17 protein-coding genes are annotated in these 17,509 nt (G+C 59.1%); 11 read left to right on the top strand and 6 right to left on the bottom strand.

Annotation, left to right across the window (positions count from 1 at the left end):
* Positions 1–8: 8 nt before the first annotated feature.
* Entirely contained in the window at positions 9–1,193 is a 1,185-nt protein-coding gene (locus tag phaeop14_RS03195; RefSeq protein ID WP_096788731.1) for a phytanoyl-CoA dioxygenase family protein, read from the bottom strand.
* An 86-nt stretch (positions 1,194–1,279) separates the two neighbouring features.
* Here phaeop14_RS03195 and phaeop14_RS03190 point away from each other — a divergent pair, with 86 nt between their 5' ends.
* The 6 genes from phaeop14_RS03190 to phaeop14_RS03165 all read left to right on the top strand — a co-directional run bounded on the left by phaeop14_RS03190 (position 1,280) and on the right by phaeop14_RS03165 (position 7,908).
* Positions 1,280–2,317, top strand: coding sequence for a LacI family DNA-binding transcriptional regulator (locus tag phaeop14_RS03190; protein ID WP_244905803.1), 1,038 nt, complete (start codon positions 1,280–1,282; stop codon positions 2,315–2,317).
* Positions 2,318–2,543: 226 nt separating this feature from the next.
* Complete coding sequence (locus phaeop14_RS03185; RefSeq protein WP_096788729.1) at positions 2,544–3,509, top strand: NAD(P)-dependent oxidoreductase; 966 nt, start codon at positions 2,544–2,546, stop codon at positions 3,507–3,509.
* A gap of 183 nt (positions 3,510–3,692) precedes the next feature.
* Positions 3,693–4,505 carry an IclR family transcriptional regulator gene (locus phaeop14_RS03180; RefSeq protein ID WP_040181539.1) on the top strand — a complete coding sequence of 271 codons (813 nt, stop codon included), beginning with the start codon at positions 3,693–3,695 and terminating at the stop codon, positions 4,503–4,505.
* Positions 4,506–4,526: 21 nt separating this feature from the next.
* Positions 4,527–5,837, top strand: a complete 1,311-nt coding sequence (mtoX, locus tag phaeop14_RS03175) for a methanethiol oxidase (RefSeq protein WP_040172376.1) — start codon at positions 4,527–4,529, stop codon at positions 5,835–5,837.
* A 71-nt stretch (positions 5,838–5,908) separates the two neighbouring features.
* Positions 5,909–6,658, top strand: coding sequence for an SCO family protein (locus phaeop14_RS03170; protein ID WP_040181541.1), 750 nt, complete (start codon positions 5,909–5,911; stop codon positions 6,656–6,658).
* The gene (locus phaeop14_RS03165) at positions 6,655–7,908 is read left to right on the top strand and encodes a cytochrome-c peroxidase (RefSeq protein WP_096788728.1); all 1,254 of its coding nucleotides are present in this window, start codon (positions 6,655–6,657) and stop codon (positions 7,906–7,908) included. The genes phaeop14_RS03170 and phaeop14_RS03165 overlap by 4 nt, the downstream gene beginning before the upstream one ends.
* Before the next feature lie 4 nt (positions 7,909–7,912).
* Here phaeop14_RS03165 and phaeop14_RS03160 read toward each other — a convergent pair whose 3' ends face one another.
* Positions 7,913–8,368: an Lrp/AsnC family transcriptional regulator gene (locus phaeop14_RS03160; RefSeq protein ID WP_024098143.1), complete on the bottom strand. Its 456-nt coding sequence runs from the start codon at positions 8,366–8,368 to the stop codon at positions 7,913–7,915.
* Between the two features lie 147 nt (positions 8,369–8,515).
* On the opposite strand from phaeop14_RS03160, the gene phaeop14_RS03155 reads away from it, so the two are divergent.
* Together phaeop14_RS03155 and phaeop14_RS03150 are read left to right on the top strand one after the other, a co-directional pair.
* Entirely contained in the window at positions 8,516–8,950 is a 435-nt protein-coding gene (locus phaeop14_RS03155) for a universal stress protein (RefSeq protein ID WP_096788727.1), read from the top strand.
* Positions 8,951–8,969: 19 nt separating this feature from the next.
* Complete coding sequence (locus phaeop14_RS03150; protein ID WP_040172368.1) at positions 8,970–10,514, top strand: alanine/glycine:cation symporter family protein; 1,545 nt, start codon at positions 8,970–8,972, stop codon at positions 10,512–10,514.
* Between the two features lie 53 nt (positions 10,515–10,567).
* On the opposite strand, the gene phaeop14_RS03145 is transcribed toward phaeop14_RS03150, so the two are convergent.
* A complete protein-coding gene (locus tag phaeop14_RS03145; RefSeq protein ID WP_096788726.1) occupies positions 10,568–12,925 on the bottom strand; it encodes a Hint domain-containing protein in 2,358 nt (785 codons plus the stop codon).
* Positions 12,926–13,332: 407 nt separating this feature from the next.
* On the opposite strand from phaeop14_RS03145, the gene mscL reads away from it, so the two are divergent.
* Complete coding sequence (gene mscL, locus phaeop14_RS03140) at positions 13,333–13,767, top strand: large conductance mechanosensitive channel protein MscL (RefSeq protein ID WP_040172364.1); 435 nt, start codon at positions 13,333–13,335, stop codon at positions 13,765–13,767.
* Positions 13,768–13,896: 129 nt separating this feature from the next.
* Positions 13,897–14,703: a mechanosensitive ion channel family protein gene (locus tag phaeop14_RS03135; protein WP_096788725.1), complete on the top strand. Its 807-nt coding sequence runs from the start codon at positions 13,897–13,899 to the stop codon at positions 14,701–14,703.
* A gap of 53 nt (positions 14,704–14,756) precedes the next feature.
* Here the strand turns inward: phaeop14_RS03135 and phaeop14_RS03130 are convergent, their stop codons facing one another.
* The 3 genes from phaeop14_RS03130 to phaeop14_RS03120 all read right to left on the bottom strand — a co-directional run bounded on the left by phaeop14_RS03130 (position 14,757) and on the right by phaeop14_RS03120 (position 16,530).
* Positions 14,757–15,284, bottom strand: coding sequence for a GNAT family N-acetyltransferase (locus phaeop14_RS03130; protein WP_040181545.1), 528 nt, complete (start codon positions 15,282–15,284; stop codon positions 14,757–14,759).
* The gene (locus phaeop14_RS03125; RefSeq protein WP_096788724.1) at positions 15,281–15,730 is read right to left on the bottom strand and encodes a YtoQ family protein; all 450 of its coding nucleotides are present in this window, start codon (positions 15,728–15,730) and stop codon (positions 15,281–15,283) included. Before phaeop14_RS03125 ends, phaeop14_RS03130 begins: the two co-directional genes overlap by 4 nt.
* A gap of 164 nt (positions 15,731–15,894) precedes the next feature.
* Complete coding sequence (locus phaeop14_RS03120; protein ID WP_040181547.1) at positions 15,895–16,530, bottom strand: class I SAM-dependent methyltransferase; 636 nt, start codon at positions 16,528–16,530, stop codon at positions 15,895–15,897.
* A gap of 87 nt (positions 16,531–16,617) precedes the next feature.
* Between phaeop14_RS03120 and phaeop14_RS03115 the strand changes: the two genes are divergently transcribed.
* Positions 16,618–17,496, top strand: coding sequence for a LysR family transcriptional regulator (locus phaeop14_RS03115; RefSeq protein ID WP_096788723.1), 879 nt, complete (start codon positions 16,618–16,620; stop codon positions 17,494–17,496).
* Positions 17,497–17,509: the final 13 nt, after the last annotated feature.

The raw sequence follows: 17,509 nt of genomic DNA, 5'->3' as shown, positions 1-17,509 counted from the left end.
TCAGATCCTTATGCCTGGCGGCGCAAGTCCTGTGCCGCCAGCGCCTTGTTGAAACGCTCGGATGTCCAACCCTCGGTAAGGGCCTGATGAAACAGCCCGGCCTGCGTTTGTGGGGCCAAACCGCCCACCGGCGGGTCCCGGTCCAGATTGGTTGGAAAAGAATACCCTTCTGCGCAGGCTGCAATTGCTGCGGCCTGATCAGCGTCCGTCATGGCGCCCTCACGCTTCAGCCTGGCCAGCGCCGGGAAAAGCCGCTCCGACATGCCGCGCCGGTCCACAGTCTCCATTGCGCGGCCAAAGGCAGACGAAACCTGCAACAGGTTCGCCATCCGCTGAACATCCTTTGATCGGTTGGCTCCTGCGGCATGAAACAAAGCCGGATTGAAGAACACGGCATCACCCTTTGCCAGAGGCAACTGCACACAGTGCTCTTCGAAATAGGCCCGGAAGTCCTCGCGCCGCCAAGCTGCGTAGCCCGCACGGTATTGTTGCGAAAACGGCAGCAGCTTGGTCGGGCCGCTCTCCACCGGCATATCGGCATGGGCCACCGCCCCCTGCAGCGTCAAAACCGGCGATAGGTCATGCACATGGGCCGGATACTGCGCGGAGGTTTCCGCTGATTGAAAGCCCAGATGATAGTCACGATGCGCCTGCTGGGCAGCTCCGCCCGGACGCACCAGATTGATTTGCGCCGTCATCTGGTAGTTGGGTCCAAGCCAGGCCTCGCAAACGGCCGCGATTGATGAGTTGCCAAAATAGCGCGCGAAGACATCAGGCGAAGCTTCGCAGAGCTTTTGGAGCGCATTCCAAATCCGGTCATTTGATCCCGCTGCAGCGAAATGGTCCGCCCCGCCGCCATTTGCCAGCCGCTCCTGTGAGATGATTTCGTCGAAGACAGCGCTTGCGGCATCAATCGGAGCCACGTCCTGATAGGCACCTTGTAGCACCAGAACACCCGCCCCGTATCGCAATCCCTGCGCCCATTCTGCCATCAGATGGCGGCGCGCCTCTGGCGCGCTGAGCATCGCCTTAAGGGCTGCCATGTCATAGATCGGGATATTCTTCTCAATCTTGTCGGCAAGCGGAACCTGGTCGGGTGTCAGTTCCCGTTGAACCTGCGCGGTGAAGTCACTCAACGCGCATCCATCAGGATCAAAATAGGCCTGCCCCATCGGTGTCGCAGCAGTTGTCATCTGGGCCTCCTCCCTACTGTCTCTGGCTATGAGATTGCCGGGTCGGGCGCTTGTGGTCAGCGCGCAAATCCATCAAAAATACATCAATGAGCCATCCTTTCCCGATCAAGGATATCGCCCGGCAATCTGGGCTGAGCACGGCAACTGTGGACCGCGTTCTGCACGCACGCGCCAATGTCAGCCCCCGCAGCCAGGCGCGCGTTCGCGCAGCCATCGCCGAACTGGAGGGACAGGAACAACAACTCTCAGCACGGGGGCGGCGGCTCTACTTCGACGTTGTGGTGGAAGCACCCGAACGGTTCAGCCGGGAAATTCGGCACGCAACTGAGGCGGTCCTGCCCACCATTGGCCCCGCGGTGATCCACACGCGGTATAGTTTTCGCCAGATCATGTCCGCGCCTGACTGCGTTGCTCTGCTTCGTCAGATCCTCAAACGTGGCAGTCACGGGGTGGTGCTGAAGGTGCGGGATCTGCCTGAGATTACCGCGATGGTCGCTGAGTTGGACAGAAAGCGCATTCCGGTTGTCTGCGCCTTTACCGACCTGCCAGGGAGTGTTCGCCGCGCCTATTGCGGTCCGGACAACTACGCGGCCGGCCAGTCAGCGGCCTATATGATCGACAAATGTCTGCCGGACAGCGCTCCATCCGGAGCAACCATCCTGACCACACTCAGCCAATTGGCCTTTCACGGCGAGGCTCAAAGGCGACGTGGCTTCCTAAGGTTGATGTCAGAGCGCCGCCCTGATCTGCGGCTGATGACAGTTTCAGCCGGGGCCGGGCTCGCGTTCGAGACCCGAGCGGTGCTGCAGGAGCAACTGTCCGCTCCGGGCCTTGGGCCGATATTGGGCGTCTATTCAATGGGCGGGGCCAATCGCGCCATATCGGAAAGTCTGCAAAGTTATGGTCACCGCCCGCGCGCCTATGTCGCTCATGATCTGGATAGTGAGAACCGAACACTTTTGCGACAGGGAAACATTACCGTTGCCTTGCAGCACGACATTGCCAGAGACATGCGCAATGCCTTCCTCAACTTGCTCCACGCCAACCATATCCTGAAGACGCCACCCGTCGCGACTCAGAGCCGCATGTCCATGGTCACGCCCTTTGATTGTGCTGAAAACTGATCGGGGGATGCTGTTTCTGCGCGCATCTCCCCTCAGAAATAAAATCGCCATCTGGCGGGTTTCGGTGGCGCCAAGCCGCATATGACCTTTTGACTACTCACTCCAACTGGGGACCTGTCAGAGCTGCGCGCCGAACAGCTATTTTTCACTCCAAGAACTGCAATTTTTGTTCCTCTTTGCCTTGGTTCTTGGAATGCTCCTTGAAACAGCCAGCAGGGAGAGCGGCATGAAAGTAGGATTTATCGGCCTCGGAAACGTTGGTGGCAAGCTGAGTGGCAGCCTGCTGCGCAACGGCATTGATCTCAGCGTTTATGACCTGAATGCCGCGCTGGTTACGAGGGCAGCGGAGGCCGGTGCCACGGCAGCCAAGGATCCGGCGGAGCTGATGCGCAATTGCGACGCGGTGATCACCTGCCTGCCCTCGCCCACAGCCTCCGATCAGGTCATGCAACAGATGCTACCGGAGATTGGGCCCGGCAAAATCTGGATGGAGATGTCCACGACGGATGAGGCAGAGGTCAAACGCCTTGGTACCATGGTCGAACAGGCGGGGGGAACCGCTGTAGACTGCCCCGTATCCGGTGGCTGTCACCGGGCGGACACCGGCAATATCTCGATCTTCGCCGGCTGCGACCGTGAAACCTTTGACCGGATCGCGCCGCTGCTGAAAACCATGGGGCGGCGAATCCTGCACACAGGGCCAATCGGCTCAGCCTCGGTCCTGAAGGTGATCACCAACTATCTGGCAACCGCCAATCTTCTGACCTGCTGCGAGGCTTTGGTGACCGCGAAGGCCGCTGGAATGGATCTCAACACCGCCTATGAGGCGATCAAGATTTCCTCCGGCACCTCCTTTGTGCATGAAACCGAAAGTCAGGTGATCCTGAACGGATCCCGCGATATTTCCTTCACCATGGATCTGGTCTCGAAGGATATTGGCCTGTTTCAGGCCGTTGCTGATCGCCATGACGTGCCGTTGGAGATCAACCCTCTGATGATCGAGATCTTCAAAGACGGCGAGGCCCGATTTGGCAGCCGGGAGCTGTCCCCAAACATCATCAGACGGCTGGAAGAGGCCACCGGCCTGAAGATCACGGCCCCCGGGTTTCCGTCTGAGATGACGGATGATGAGCCTGAGGAACCCGGTTACGAGGTCATCCCCACTGGTCGCGCTGGCGGCGCGGGCCAATAAACCCTCTGCGCTGCCCTCTTGAAAGGCGGCGACCTACCGCCACCATCTGCCCTGCGGCCAGCCCCGATCCGCGTGACCTGTCGCGCGTATCAGGGCCTGCGCCCATAGCATAAGGTTGTGAAACCTCTTGCCAGACTCAATTTTCCCGAATTACGATACAAGTGTCCGTATTTTGGGAATCGCATGCAGGACCGACAGATCCTTCTTCTGGAAGCGGTAGCCTCCTCCGCCTCACCGGTAAGCGCAAGCGAGCTGGCCCAGATGACAGCGACCCCCCGTGCCAGCCTTTATCGCCATATCGCCGCGCTGCTAGAATGCGGCTTTCTGGAAGAAACCGAGACCGGCAGCCGGTATATTCTGGGACTGCGGTTCATCAAGATCGCGCTGACGGGAAAGTCCGACACCCATGTCATCAACGCGGTCTCTGCCGTGTTGCAGCGGGTGGTGAAGGATCTGGGAGAGACCGCGTTTCTGGCGCGCTATCGCGGCGGTCGCGTTGATCTTATTCATACGCAGGTCCCGGCGGATCCCTCGGTTCCTTATATCTATCCAGGGTTAGGGGTCCGCCCGGTTCATGCCTGTTCTTCGGCCAAGGCAATTGCCGCCTTTCTCGCGCCGGAGCTTCAGCAAGACCTGATCGACACGTTGCCGGTGCGCTTTACCGACAAGACACGCACTGAGCCGGAGCAGATTGCCCGCGAGTTACAGCAGGTGCGTCGCTATGGTTATGCCACCTGCGATGGTGAGATTGACAACGGGGTCACCAGCGTTGCGGTGCCAATCATTGTCGACCGGCTTGGCGCCATTTTTTCGATGGGAGTGGTCGGTCCAACCAGCCGTATCACACCTGCCATCCAGCCCAGAATTTTACCCATTCTCACAAAACAAGCCATTCATGCCGCCGCGGCCATTCAACATTGCTCGGTCGCTCATGCGGAAACCACAAATGCCAATTCACTGGCGGCGGCACAGGAAAGGGCCAGCCAACCACATTGATTTTTTGAAGGGAGAGAGAACATGAACAGAAGAGAATTCGGCGGATTATCCGCCGCTGCGCTGGCCATGGCCGGTCCGTTTCGCGCCTTTGCGGATGAGACCTGTCAGTCCCCTTATATGCCCAAGATTACGGGTCAGGAAGAATTCGTCTACGTCTGGACCCTCGGAGTGGAGGGAATGGGCGACGAGCAAGACAAGATGGTGACGGTTGACCTGCGCCCCGACTCGCCAACCCGCGGGGAGGTCATTCACAGTCTCTCAGTCGGCGGTAGGAACGAGGCCCATCATGGCGGCTTCTCAGCTGATCGCCGTTATTTCTGGACTGGCGGGCTTGATACCAATCGCATCTTTATCTTCGATATTCACAGCGATCCTGCAGCGCCCAAGCTGCATAAGGTGATCGAGACATTTGTTGCGGATTCCGGCGGTGTGGTTGGTCCCCACACGTTTTTTGCCCTGCCCGGTAGCATGATGATCACCGGGCTGAGCAATCAGGACGACCACGGCGGCCGAACGGCGTTGGTCGAATATAATGATGACGGAGACTACGTCGCCACCTATTGGATGCCCACTGCTGATGACATGCAAGGGGCCGTCGCGGTCGATGGCGCGGTTGCGGATGGTTATGGCTATGACATTCGCGCCCTGATCCGCAAGAACGTGATGCTCACCTCGTCCTTCACGGGATGGTCAAACTACATGATGGATTTCGGGCAGATGCTGCAGGACGCCGAAGCGATGAAACGCTTTGGCAACAGCATGGTGCTCTGGGATCTGCACACCCGTCAGCCGCGAAAAGTGTTCAACGTGCCTGGCGCGCCGCTCGAAGTGCGCTTTCCCTGGGGGCCAAATGCCAACTACGCTTTCTCAACCACAGCACTCACCTCGCAGCTCTGGCTGATCTATGAGGATGACGATGGCGAATGGCAGGCCAAATCGGTGGCAGACATCGGCAACCCCGAGGATATCCCGCTGCCCGTCGACATCTCCATCGCCGCCGATGATCAAACGCTTTGGGTCAATTCTTTCATGGATGGAAAGACCCGGCTGTTTGATATCTCCGACCCGCATAACCCGGCACAGATCTATGAGAAAACCATTGATCGACAGGTCAATATGGTCAGCCAGAGCTGGGACGGCAAACGGGTCTATTTCTCCTCTTCCTTGCTCGCCAATTGGGACAAGAAGGGCGAGGACGATGTGCAATACCTGAGGGCCTACAACTGGGACGGCAAAGAATTGGTCGAGGATTTCAACATCGACTTTTATGCCGCAGGCTTGGGTCGCGCGCACATCATGCGCTTTGGCAGCGCCGCGCTCTATTCCGCTTAAGAGACTGCTTTGGGGCGGTATGCTGCCGCCCCGATCTCCCCTCGCGGACCTCACCTTGCCGGAGGAACTCCATGCGCAAGAAAACTCTCGCCGTTTCCATAGCCGCTGCTGCGGTGGTGCTGACAGGTGTCGTGGCCCTGGCCGGAACCTGGCGCCCTGCGGATCTGATGGCACGGTTGACGCCCGCTGCATTGCGGGCCACGCCCGCCCGCCTTTCGGAGGTATTCCCAAGCGATCCCGCCTTCCAGTTCAGCCCGCCGGAACCTGGATCTTATCGGCTGAACCGATTGAAACCTGCACCGGATGGCACGGTGCTGACTGCTGATGGCACTAGGGATCGGCTGCACCAACTGATCGATGGCAAGATCACGCTGATCAGTTTTGTCTATCTGACCTGCGGCGATATTGATGGCTGTCCGCTGGCCTTCTCGACGCTTTATGACATTCACGACGCCAGCGCACAGCTTCCGGATCTGCGACAGGAGGTTCAACTGATGACCATCAGCTTCGACCCAGAGCGCGACACGGTCGAGGCCATCGCGGCCTTCGCGCATCCAGTAAGCAGCGATCCTGCCAGTGCCCATAAACTGGATTGGCAGGTGCTGACCACGCCGGATGCCGCAGCGTTACAGCCCCTGTTGGACGGGTTTGGGCAGGTCGTGGACCGTGGCGGCGCAGACGACCAGATCAACCATCTGCTGCGCATGTATCTGGTCGACCGTCATGGCATGATCCGCAATGTTTACGGGCTGGGTCTGATCGACCCGCGCCTGTTGATGACCGATGTGGAAACGCTGCTACTGGAAGAGGCCAGAGAATGATCGCCCTCCCCCCGCGTCTGCGACGTTGCATATTGCTCAGCGCAGCCGCTGCGCTTTCGCTGATTGCCGCCGCGCCGAGAGCGTTCGCCGACGGCGATATCGTTGCACGGCCAAGCGATCTGCCGGTGCAAATCTCAGCTGACAGCTGCCCACAGCCCGCCGATGAGCACTGGGCGGAGAGAGCCGCCAAACGCAGTCTGACACCGCAGCTGGGTCTGCCACCTTTGGTCTACCCGGCGGACAATCCTCCGACAGCAGCGCGGATTACGCTGGGGCGGCAGATCTTCTTTGACCGCGCGCTGTCGATCAACAACACCATGTCCTGCGCAATGTGCCATGTGCCGGAGCAGGGGTTTGCCAACTGGGAGCTCGCGACTTCGGTCGGCGTGGAAGGGCGCAGCGTGAAACGCAACGCGCCAAGCCTGATCAATGTGGGCCTGCTGAACCCGCTGTTTCACGATGGCCGCGACCCCATGCTGGAAACCCAGTTTATCGGGCCCCTCACCGCCCGAAACGAGATGGCCAACCCATCTGCAGGACGGGTCGTTTCCCACCTTCAAACCGACAATGCCTATGACACCTTGTTTCATGAGGCGTTTGGGGCGCCCGCCTCGCTAGACCGGATTGGCATGGCGCTGGCCGCCTACCAACGGGCGTTGACCGTCGGCAACAGCCCGTTTGACCGGTGGTTCTATGGCGGCGAGCAAGCTGCGGTGTCACCCAGCGCAAAACGCGGGTTCAAACTGTTTCGCAACAAGGCGGGATGTGTGTCCTGCCACAGCGTTGGCCCGAAGGATGCACTCTTCACCGATCAGCAGTTTCACGACACCGGATATGGTCAGATGCGGGAGTTGGAACGCCAAAATCCCCCGGAAACCCTGCCTGTTCAGGTCGCACCCGGCGTGATCCATCATGTGGACTATGACCTGGTCCGCGCGGTCAGCGGCCCACAGGATGCTGATCTTGGGCGCTATGAGGTGACCGAGGACCCGCAGGACCGTTGGCGGTTCCGAACGCCAATGCTGCGCAACCTCGGTGTCTCGCCCCCCTATATGCACGACGGCGGGTTCAGCACGCTGGCTGAGGTGATTGACTATTACGACAGCGGCGGTGCGGGGCTGCCGGGTCAAGACCCGCGTGTGCGATCACTCGGCCTGAGCGACCGGGAGAAATCTGATCTTTTGGCGTTTCTCAGCACTCTGACCTCTTCGGGACTGGATTGTCTGGTCGCGGATGCCCGCCAGCCATGAAGCGCTAATCCAGATGGTAGCCGCGAAACTCCTTCACGGTGGACACCCCGAGCAGCGTCTTCATCTGCGCAACCGACGGGATCTCCGACAATCGGTTGCGATAGAGTTTCTCGTAAGCATCCGTATTGCGCGCAGCGACGCGCATCAGATAGTCAAATTCCCCTGAAATCAAATGACACTCCAGCACCTCTGGCATATGTGAAATGGCATCTTCAAACGCCTGAATATTCTCCCGCTGCTGGCTGACCAGCTTGATCTCGATAAAGATCTGCAGCTCAAGACCAACCTTCTTGCGATCCAGCCGCGCGGCATAGCCTTCGATCATGCCATTGGCTTCCATCATCTTGACACGACGATGACATGCGGACAAAGACAGCCCAACTTTTTCAGACAGCCGGGCCATTGAGATCTGACCGTCCTGTTGCAAGGCGGAAAGAATGCGCGAATCCAGCAAGTCCATCGGAATTTTTCCCAGTAGTTAATCGTTATCCGCACATTTTTCCGAAATTTTCCCAATACGCAAGGAAATCGAGAACCTTTCCTATCAACAACGTCTTAAAATTGAGACACTTCGTCACAGGGATGACGTGAACCAAGGGAGGGGCAGATGGCCTCAAAAATCGTAGTTGGCTACGACGGCAGCACAAGCGCGCGCACCGCGCTCAACTTTGCGCTGGACGTGGCAAAGGCACAGGGCGGCAGCATTGTTGTCGCGCATGTCCTGGAATGGTCACCGTATTCGTTTCTGTCCGCCTCCGAGCTGGCAGAGCGCCACAAACGCCGCACCGAAGAGCTGGAGCGCGCCGAAACCGCATTGATTCAGCCGCTTCTCAAGGACCTGGAAACCAGCGGCGTGGATGTCACTGCCACGGTGAAATACGGCAATATCGCCGAAGTGCTGGTGTCCATCGCCAAATCCGAAGGCGCCAATCACATCGTTATCGGACGCACCGGCCACTCCGCGCTCTCGTCGCGGCTGTTTGGTTCGGTTGCAGGCAGCCTGGCGCAGGCTGCGCCGGTTCCGATCACCATTGTCCCATAACTGATCGACAGGGGTCATCATGAACACTCTCTCAAAAGCGGCTGCTCTGGCCGTCCCCGGCGCCCTCGGGCTGTCGGGCCCGCTGATGGCACAGACCATCGACGAAACGGTGAATGAGCTGTTTGCCAGCTCCACCGGATGGTTTGTCAATTTCATCTTCAGCCCGTTCCCCGGCACCAGCTTTCCCTGGATCGTTGCGTGGCTGGTGATCGCGGCAACCATTTTCACCATCTACTTCGGACTGATCCAGTTCCGCGCCTTCCCACATTCGATTTCCTTGGTCAAAGGCGACTATTCGGATCCGAATGACGCTGGCGAGGTGAGCCATTTCCAAGCGCTGGCCACGGCTCTTTCTGGCACTGTCGGCCTTGGCAATATCGCCGGTGTTGCGGTTGCCGTTGGCATCGGTGGTCCCGGTGCGACATTCTGGATGATCCTCGCAGGCCTGATGGGCATGGCGTCGAAATTCACCGAATGTACGCTGGGTGTGAAGTACCGAAATGAATACCCCGATGGCACCGTCTCCGGTGGTCCGATGTACTATATGACCAAAGGTTTTGCCGCACGGGGCCTGCCCGGTGGTAAGTTCATGGCGGTTCTTTTCTCGATCTTCTGTATCCTCGGCGCCTTTGGCGGCGGCAACATGTTCCAGGCCAATCAGGCACATGCGCAGCTGACCAATGTGCTTGGCGACTATCCCGGTTGGATCACCGGCGTCATCTTTGCCGGTGTGGTCTTCGCCGTGATCATCGGCGGCCTGAAATCCATCGCCAGTGTCACCGAGAAGGTGGTGCCGTTCATGGGTGTCCTTTATGTGCTGACCGCACTTGTGATCATCTTGCTGAACTTCGACAAAATCGGCTGGGCCTTTGGCCAGATCTTCGACGGTGCCTTTACCGGTCTCGGCGTTGCAGGCGGTATGGTCGGGGCGCTGATTCAGGGCTTCAAACGCGCGGCCTTCTCCAACGAAGCCGGTGTTGGCTCGGCAGCGATTGCCCACTCCGCGGTGCGGACCAAAGAGCCGATCACCGAAGGTTTCGTATCGCTTCTGGAACCTTTCATCGACACTGTGGTCATCTGCACGATGACAGCACTGGTGATCATCATCACCGGTCAGCTGGTCAGCGATCCTGAAACCGGTCTCTATGTGCTGAACGAAGCAGGCAGCGCCATCCAGACCGTGGATGGCAACTCCGGCGTGGCACTGACATCTGCGGCGTTCTCCTCCGCATTTGGCTGGTTCAAATACATCTTGGCCATCGCAGTGATCCTGTTTGCTTTCTCCACGATGATCAGCTGGTCCTATTATGGCCTCAAGGCCTGGACCTTCCTGTTTGGTGAAGGCAAGACCACTGAACTCGTCTTCAAGCTGATTTTCTGCGCCTTCGTCGTCATCGGCGCCGCAGCCAGCCTGGGTCCGGTCATCGACTTCTCCGATGCGGCGATCTTTGCCATGGCGGTCGTCAATATCGTGGCACTCTACTTCCTGATGCCCATCGTCAAAGGCGAGCTGAACAGCTATCTGGCACGCCTCAAAACGGGCGAAATCAAAAAGTACCAGTAACGAAATCGACCCGGCTGCGAATAGTGGCCGGGTCCTCCTCTCCTATTGGGGTCTTACCTGATATTGCCGCGGCCTGAGGACAACAGCACACGTGCCTCGTGGCTGCGCAGAGAACGCCGCGCCGTTGGGAATGCGCGCCCCATGCTCTCCAGCTCCGGGAACAGATGGCACAATTCGGACCGCTGGGCCGCATCCATACCCGACAGCGTCAGATCGCCCGGCTGGAAGCTCTCGCTCCAGGCGCCATCCACACAGATAATTTCATGCTGATCAAACAGCAGATGGATGTATGTTACGTCCATTGTCCGCGCACGACGGATATCGCGATCATTGAGCAGATGCACCGCCGCCACCAACACCTCATTTGACCCGAACAGCAATTCGGCGCGGCTTCCGGTCAGCAACATCCGATGCTGCGGTGACACCATCAGATCCCGGTTCGGCACAGGTTCGCCACCATCAGAACCCAGCGCACCTGCTTCGATGAGGATGGGTTGGAACTGCGGGCGCCGTGCAAGATCGTTGTTGGTCACGATCCGGCGCGCGGTCCAGCGCAAGGTCTGCGGTCCGCCATCGCGCGTCACCACCCGGTCGCCCACCTCAAGCGCTTCCACCGGCACTGCGCCACCGGGGGTCAAAACGAGGCTGCCCGGGGTGAAACAGGGAATGACCTCTTCGATATTGGAGAACGTCAGCCTGCTGACAAAGTCCCCCTGATCATTTCGGACCTCAACCCGTCCGTCTTCCCGGTCGGCACTGGTGTAGACCACACGCGTGTCGCCCAGCGCGCGCAGCTCACTGATATCCAGGCGGTCATAGTCATCGCCACCTTCGCCGCCATCAACGACGTCTCCGGCCCCACCAACAAAGAAATCCCGATCGTCGTCACCGTATAGGCTGTCAGCGCCAGTTCCGCCGATCAGCGTATCAGCCCCGCTGCCGCCTTCGATGATGTCATCTTCGCTGCCGCCATCAAGCGAGTCACCACCCGCGCCGCCGCTCAGCCGGTCATATCCCTCGCCCCCCAGCAGCGTGTCATTGCCAACGCCACTGTTCATCACATCGTCGCCGCGACCGCCTTCCCCGTAGAAGGATGATCCGGCGGAGCTTCCGTCCAGAAAATCATTGCCATCGTCGAGGAAAATGCGATCGGAATCCTCATAGACACCGATGAAGGCCAGATCGTCACCATCGCCGCCGTGGATCTCATCATTGCCCTGGCTGCCCGCCAGAATATCGTTCCCAGCACCGCCCCAGACGGTATCCGTTCCCATGCTGCCGATCAGCGTGTCATTGCCATCTTCGCCATAGATCAGGTCATCCTGGTCACGGCCAAAGACATGGTCGTCGCCGTCACCGGCATAGATCAGATCATTGCCATAAAGCCCTTCGAGCCGATCATTGCCGTCCCCACCATAAAGCGTGTCATCGCCGTAGCCTGCGGTGATGGTGTCGTCGCCATCGCCGCCCAAGAGAAGATCGTTGTCGTCGCCACTGCTTAGTGAATCGTTGCCGCCACCGCCTTCCAGCGTGTCGCGCCCGGCGCCCCCCTCAAGCGTGTCACCGCCGCGGCCGCCTTGCAGCAGGTCATTGCCGACGCCGCCTTGCAGCAGGTCACGTCCGCCACCGCCAGAGAGCGTGTCGTCGCCGGCGCCACCGTCGACGGAATCATCACCCGCACCGGCATCAACGAAGTCGTCCCCCTCACCGGCCAGAACTGTATCGTCGCCACCCCCGGCCACGATCACATCATCCTGAGAGCCGTCAGCTGCATCCCCGCTGTCGACACGATCCCCTTCGGGGTCGCCCAGATAATCGATATCAATCCTCTCGCCTGCATCCGTGCCTTCCACGACATAGTCGAGTGCGGGCGGAATGGAGAAGGTGAAGTCCGACAGCCCGGCACCACCGGAGATCGGCGCATCGCTGCCATTGTCAAAAGTCACATCCAGCTGCGAAATCGGCCCGTCAATCGCGACGCCGATATTGGCAGCTGTGCTGCCCTCCCCTTCGATGGAGACTGTCCCGTCAGCATTGATCGTCACCTGATGGTGGGTCACGCCGGTCAGTCCCGCAACGACCTGTGCCGCAGGGATCAGAACGCCGCTGGCATCCAGAACCCGCAGGGTGAATTTGTCGTCATGGGAGCTGCCGTTGGAATTCACATGCTGCAGTTCAAACCGCAAATCGCTCACCGGGTTGGAGAAACCATAGCTTGCGGTAATCGGCTCGCTGACACCAAAGGCACCGAAATCGGACACCTGGTAGCCGCTTTGCGAGCTGTCCCAGCTGCCCGGCGTGAATGTCCCGGTCACGACCGTGGAATTGCCGCCGTCGCTAAGCGTTGTTGAACCGTTCTGCGCAGCACCATTGGCACCGGTCAACCAGATCGCATTGTCAAGAGTGGCCATGTCTCGCGTCTACCTCGTGCCTAACACTCACCCCGCAAAAAAGCCTGCGGACACTTCGCCGCCGCCTCATCTGACGGAGCCGCCCGATGTGTTGTTTCGTCCCATGACGCGACCAGCCCATGTGCGAACAGGTCACAACACATCTCTTACGGAACAATTAACCTGCAAAGACGCCCGACGCGGGACCAGTCTGGGGTCAGCGCAAGTCCATTTTGCGTTGAGAATGTGGCGATGGGCACAACCAGCAGCGCCTCCACCAGTGGTTCAACGCACCACCCCCTCGAATTTCCAACGCAAAATCAATAGCCTTGGCCGCAAAAACCGGACTAGACTGCGGACACGCAGCGCGCGGTTGTACGCGCACAACTGCTCAAGAACAAAGTGGTTCGTTAACGGGGACAAGTAGCATGCTTCAGGAATTTAGAGCCTTCATTGCTAAGGGCAATGTGATGGATATGGCGGTGGGTATCATCATCGGCGCAGCCTTTACGGCAATCGTAAAGAGCATGGTCAGCGATCTGATCAATCCGATTATCGGTGTCTTTACCGGCGGTGTCGATTACACCAACTCCTATCTCGTATTGGCGGGGGATGTGCCGGATGGTGCCACTTTGGAAGCCGCGCGCGAAGCCGGGGCCGCCGTGTTCGCCCACGGCGCCTTTTTGATGGCCGTCATTAATTTCCTGATCATTGCTTTCGTGGTGTTCATGCTCGTGCGCTATGTCAATCGGCTTAAAGACGCCACCTTCAAGCAGGAGGACACCGCCCCGGCCGAGGAGGCCCCCGCTGGCCCAACCGAACTGGATGTGCTGTTGGAAATCCGCGACTCCCTGAAACGTTGATCTGCTGCAGTGTAATCCGCGGGTGACAGCCCTGCCGGGTCCGCCTATGCCCGCAGCGAACACACCGGCGTCCTCCTGTAGCCGGTGATGGGTATTTCTATGAGATCGTGACAAGGACCAAACAACACTATGGAACAATGGATTGAACAGCTGGGTGCCCTTTGGCCCCTGCTCATCAGCGCAGCCAAAGCGTTGGTCGTACTGGTTGTGGGCTGGATCGCAGCCGGTGTGATCAGCGGTGCAGTACGTCGTCGCATCAACGCCACCCCGCACCTTGACCAAACACTCGGCAACTTTGCCGCCAGCGCAGTGCGTTGGGTGCTGCTGGCCATCGTGCTGGTCGCCGTTCTGGGCATATTCGGGATCGAAGCCACCAGCCTGGTTGCAATGCTCGGCGCTGCAACGCTTGCCATTGGTCTGGCCCTGCAGGGCACACTGAGCGATCTGGCTGCCGGGGTGATGCTGGTCATGTTCCGCCCCTATAAGCTGGGCCAATACGTTGATATTGGCGGCACCTCGGGAACAGTGGTGGATCTCAACCTTTTCGTGACGGAGCTGGTGACACCTGACAACGTTCAGATCATCATCCCCAATGGCCAGGCCTGGGGCGCGATCATCACCAACTACTCGGCGCATGATACGCGTCGCGTTGATATGGTATTCGGCATCGACTACGGCGACAGCGCAGACGCGGCCAAAGAGATCATCCTGGATCTCGCGAACACAGATGCGCGTGTCATGGCAGATCCCGCCCCTTGGGTGCGGGTTACCAATCTCGGCGACAGTTCGGTCGATCTGACAGCGCGCCTGTGGTGCGAGGCGGCCGACTATTGGGAGCTGAAATTCGCAATGACGCAAGCGGTCAAGGAAGCCTTCGACGACAAGGGGATCTCAATCCCCTATCCCCATAGCGTCGAAATCAAGAAAGAGGCCTGATCCGGCAACAGCCGCCCCGCCAGATCTGTGGGGCGGCTTATTCGTCACATCGGTCAACGCGTGATCGTGCGCGTCATCACCAAAGTCGGCTCCCCACGATAAAGCGCATCGTGGCTGGGCTGATACCCAAGTTTCTTGGCAACTTTTACCGAAGCTGCATTTTCTGGGTCCAGAAGACAGCAGGTACGCTCCCATTGCGTGGCCTCCGCAGCCCATCGATGCATCCGGTCAACCGCCTCTGTTGCCAACCCTTTCCCGTGGGCTGCAGGCATAAGGGCCCAACCAGCCTCCGGTACCGCGCCAATCGGTGGATCAATGTCACGGTGATAATCCGCAAACCCTGCCGCCCCGATATAGCGCCCGTCCTCTTGCAGCGTCACCGCCCAATAGCCAAAGCCAAGGGCCTGCCAGTGACCGATGTAGCGCAACAACCGGGTCCAGGTTTCTTCGCGGCTGGCTGGGCGACCGATTGTGTGACGCACCACCACAGGATCCATCCACAGCGCCAGCAGCGCCTCGAAATCATCCAGCTGGTGCGGTCGCAGACGCAGGCGGTCCGTCGTCAGAGTTGGACCTGTCACGCAGGCAGGCTCCCCTTCAGCACGTAGCGCAGGATTTCGACAACTTGCGCTGGCTCCTTCGCCACGGCCAGTGCGACCGCATGAACCTCTTTCAAGGCATGCTGATGCTCATCCTGTGACAGCACGATCAACGATTTACCAAGCGCGGCCGCATAACCGGCATCAAAAGCCGCGTTCCACTGTTTATACTTTTCACCAAATCGCACCACGACGATATCGGCCTCTTCGATCCCCTTGCGGGTCCGGATCGCGTTGATCTTGGCGCCCTTGTGATCATGCCAGAATTTGTTCGGCTCCGCCCCCAGAATGGCAACACCGCAATCGTCGCTGGCGTCATGATCGGTCACGGGGCTGCTGAACTGCACATCCAGATCCTTGGCCCCGGCGATGATCTGATCGCGCCAATCGGTGTGAATTTCACCTGAGAGATATATGCTCAACGTCACGAAATGTCCTTTCCTGCGCCAGCAACGGGCAGGCGCGGCCACGCCGTCGAATCCGCCTCACTGCTAAGGTCGCTCATTGATGGATGCCATTGAACCGGACAGAAAACCCGGTCGGCAAGCAGGCGGAGTATTCACCAGCCGAGGACCTTCGTCCAGCGCCGGGATTAACGACGCCTTGCCACCAAGTAGCGACCGGGGGTGGACGCCGGATAATTTCCGGTCTCAACGATCTCGAACCCTGCCTGTTCAACCGCGCCCTCCAGATCTGCCACGCTGAGGAAACGCACGTTGCTCGGGGCCTGTCCAACCAGCCGCATAAGCGGGATCACGGTCAGGAACATCCAATATTTGAAGCTGCCCCGTGCCTCACCCAGACAGGGCGTCTTGGAGATGAATAACTTGCCACTGGGCAGGCGCTCTGCAACCGACGAAAGCGCAGCGTCCAAATCCGGCACCAGATGCAACAGGTTGAAGGCCATCACGGCGTCAAACGGTCCAGCGGGCAACCCATCATCGGCGCATTGCTCAAACCGAATATTATCGGCTCCCGCCTCGGCAGCCCTGTCGCGGCCAATATCAAGCATGGCATCCGACAGATCGGTTGCGGTGATCCTTCCAACTGCATCTGACAGTGCGATTGCCGTCGACCCGGTCCCACAGCCGATTTCCAACGCATGATCCGCCGCCGTGAGATAGGATCTGGTCCGCTCCAATGTGTATTGATAGGCGGCTTCGTCCCTGATCTTTGATTTGGCGTATCTTGGGGCTATCCGGTTCCAGAAGCGCGCGTCGGCTGTCATCAGTCTTCTCCTTGAATGAGAGTGGTTTACCCATACAGGAACCAGCAATAAATTGCTGAAATTCGCAAGGGTGCTATACATTTCCGCATGGATGATCCGGACTGGAACCACATTCGCGCCTTTTTGGCGACTGCTGAGACAGGCTCTTTGTCTGCAGGGGCGCGCAAACTGGGCCTGACCCAACCAACCCTGTCGCGACAGGTTGCAGCGCTTGAGGCAGACCTCGGAGTTCTGCTGTTCGAACGATTGGGGCGCGGTCTCGCGCTAACCTCGGCCGGACATGACCTGCTGAGCCACAGCCGCAAAATGGGAGAAGCCGCTGAGGCACTGTCGCTCGCCGCCACTGGGCAGGCGCAAGCTATTGAGGGCACGGTCCGAATAACCGCAAGCGACGTGATGTCGGCCTATGTGCTGCCACCGGTTCTCCACCAGCTGAGACAACGCGCGCCACGGCTGACGATTGATGTGGTGGCTGCAAATGACATTCGCGATCTGATGCGGCGCGAGGCGGATATCGCCATCCGCCACGTGCGCCCGGATCAGCCCGAGCTGATTGCCCGTCTGGTCAGAGAGTCACACGCCCATTTCTACGCTGCCACCAATTATCTGGAGCGCCGGGGCCGCCCGCAATCAGCCGAAGAGATGTCGCATCATGATTTTGTGGGTTTCGCCGATCTCGAGCGGTCGATTGAGTTCATGGCCCCACTCGGCATCCACCTGACAGCGCAGAACTTTCGGGTCAGTTCCACCAGCGGTCTTGCCTCCTGGGAGTTGGTCAAACAGGGGTTTGGCATCTGTCCGATGATGACAGCTGTCGCAGATCCGACCCCCGGGATCGAACGTCTGTTGCCCGGTCTGGCACCAATCACCTTCCCGATCTGGCTGACCACCCATCGGGAACTGCACACCAGCCGGAAAATCCGGCTGGTCTTCGATCTGCTCGCTGACTTCCTCGGCCATATATAAAAACGCGCCCGAA

Origin of the sequence: Phaeobacter piscinae, assembly GCF_002407245.1 — a bacterium.
Lineage (GTDB): Bacteria > Pseudomonadota > Alphaproteobacteria > Rhodobacterales > Rhodobacteraceae > Phaeobacter > Phaeobacter piscinae.
The sequence above is the reverse complement of the archived record's forward strand: the minus strand, read 5'-3'. Positions and strand labels throughout refer to the sequence as shown.

Excerpts from the sequence above, each read along its gene's own strand:
- phaeop14_RS03195 (WP_096788731.1), bottom strand. The coding sequence starts at position 1,193 with ATGACAACTGCTGCGACACCGATGGGGCAGGCCTATTTTGATCCTGAT.
- phaeop14_RS03190 (WP_244905803.1), top strand. The coding sequence starts at position 1,280 with ATGAGCCATCCTTTCCCGATCAAGGATATCGCCCGGCAATCTGGGCTG.
- phaeop14_RS03185 (WP_096788729.1), top strand. The coding sequence starts at position 2,544 with ATGAAAGTAGGATTTATCGGCCTCGGAAACGTTGGTGGCAAGCTGAGT.
- phaeop14_RS03180 (WP_040181539.1), top strand. The coding sequence starts at position 3,693 with ATGCAGGACCGACAGATCCTTCTTCTGGAAGCGGTAGCCTCCTCCGCC.
- mtoX (WP_040172376.1), top strand. The coding sequence starts at position 4,527 with ATGAACAGAAGAGAATTCGGCGGATTATCCGCCGCTGCGCTGGCCATG.
- phaeop14_RS03170 (WP_040181541.1), top strand. The coding sequence starts at position 5,909 with ATGCGCAAGAAAACTCTCGCCGTTTCCATAGCCGCTGCTGCGGTGGTG.
- phaeop14_RS03165 (WP_096788728.1), top strand. The coding sequence starts at position 6,655 with ATGATCGCCCTCCCCCCGCGTCTGCGACGTTGCATATTGCTCAGCGCA.
- phaeop14_RS03160 (WP_024098143.1), bottom strand. The coding sequence starts at position 8,368 with ATGGACTTGCTGGATTCGCGCATTCTTTCCGCCTTGCAACAGGACGGT.
- phaeop14_RS03155 (WP_096788727.1), top strand. The coding sequence starts at position 8,516 with ATGGCCTCAAAAATCGTAGTTGGCTACGACGGCAGCACAAGCGCGCGC.
- phaeop14_RS03150 (WP_040172368.1), top strand. The coding sequence starts at position 8,970 with ATGAACACTCTCTCAAAAGCGGCTGCTCTGGCCGTCCCCGGCGCCCTC.
- phaeop14_RS03145 (WP_096788726.1), bottom strand. The coding sequence starts at position 12,925 with ATGGCCACTCTTGACAATGCGATCTGGTTGACCGGTGCCAATGGTGCT.
- mscL (WP_040172364.1), top strand. The coding sequence starts at position 13,333 with ATGCTTCAGGAATTTAGAGCCTTCATTGCTAAGGGCAATGTGATGGAT.
- phaeop14_RS03135 (WP_096788725.1), top strand. The coding sequence starts at position 13,897 with ATGGAACAATGGATTGAACAGCTGGGTGCCCTTTGGCCCCTGCTCATC.
- phaeop14_RS03120 (WP_040181547.1), bottom strand. The coding sequence starts at position 16,530 with ATGACAGCCGACGCGCGCTTCTGGAACCGGATAGCCCCAAGATACGCC.
- phaeop14_RS03115 (WP_096788723.1), top strand. The coding sequence starts at position 16,618 with ATGGATGATCCGGACTGGAACCACATTCGCGCCTTTTTGGCGACTGCT.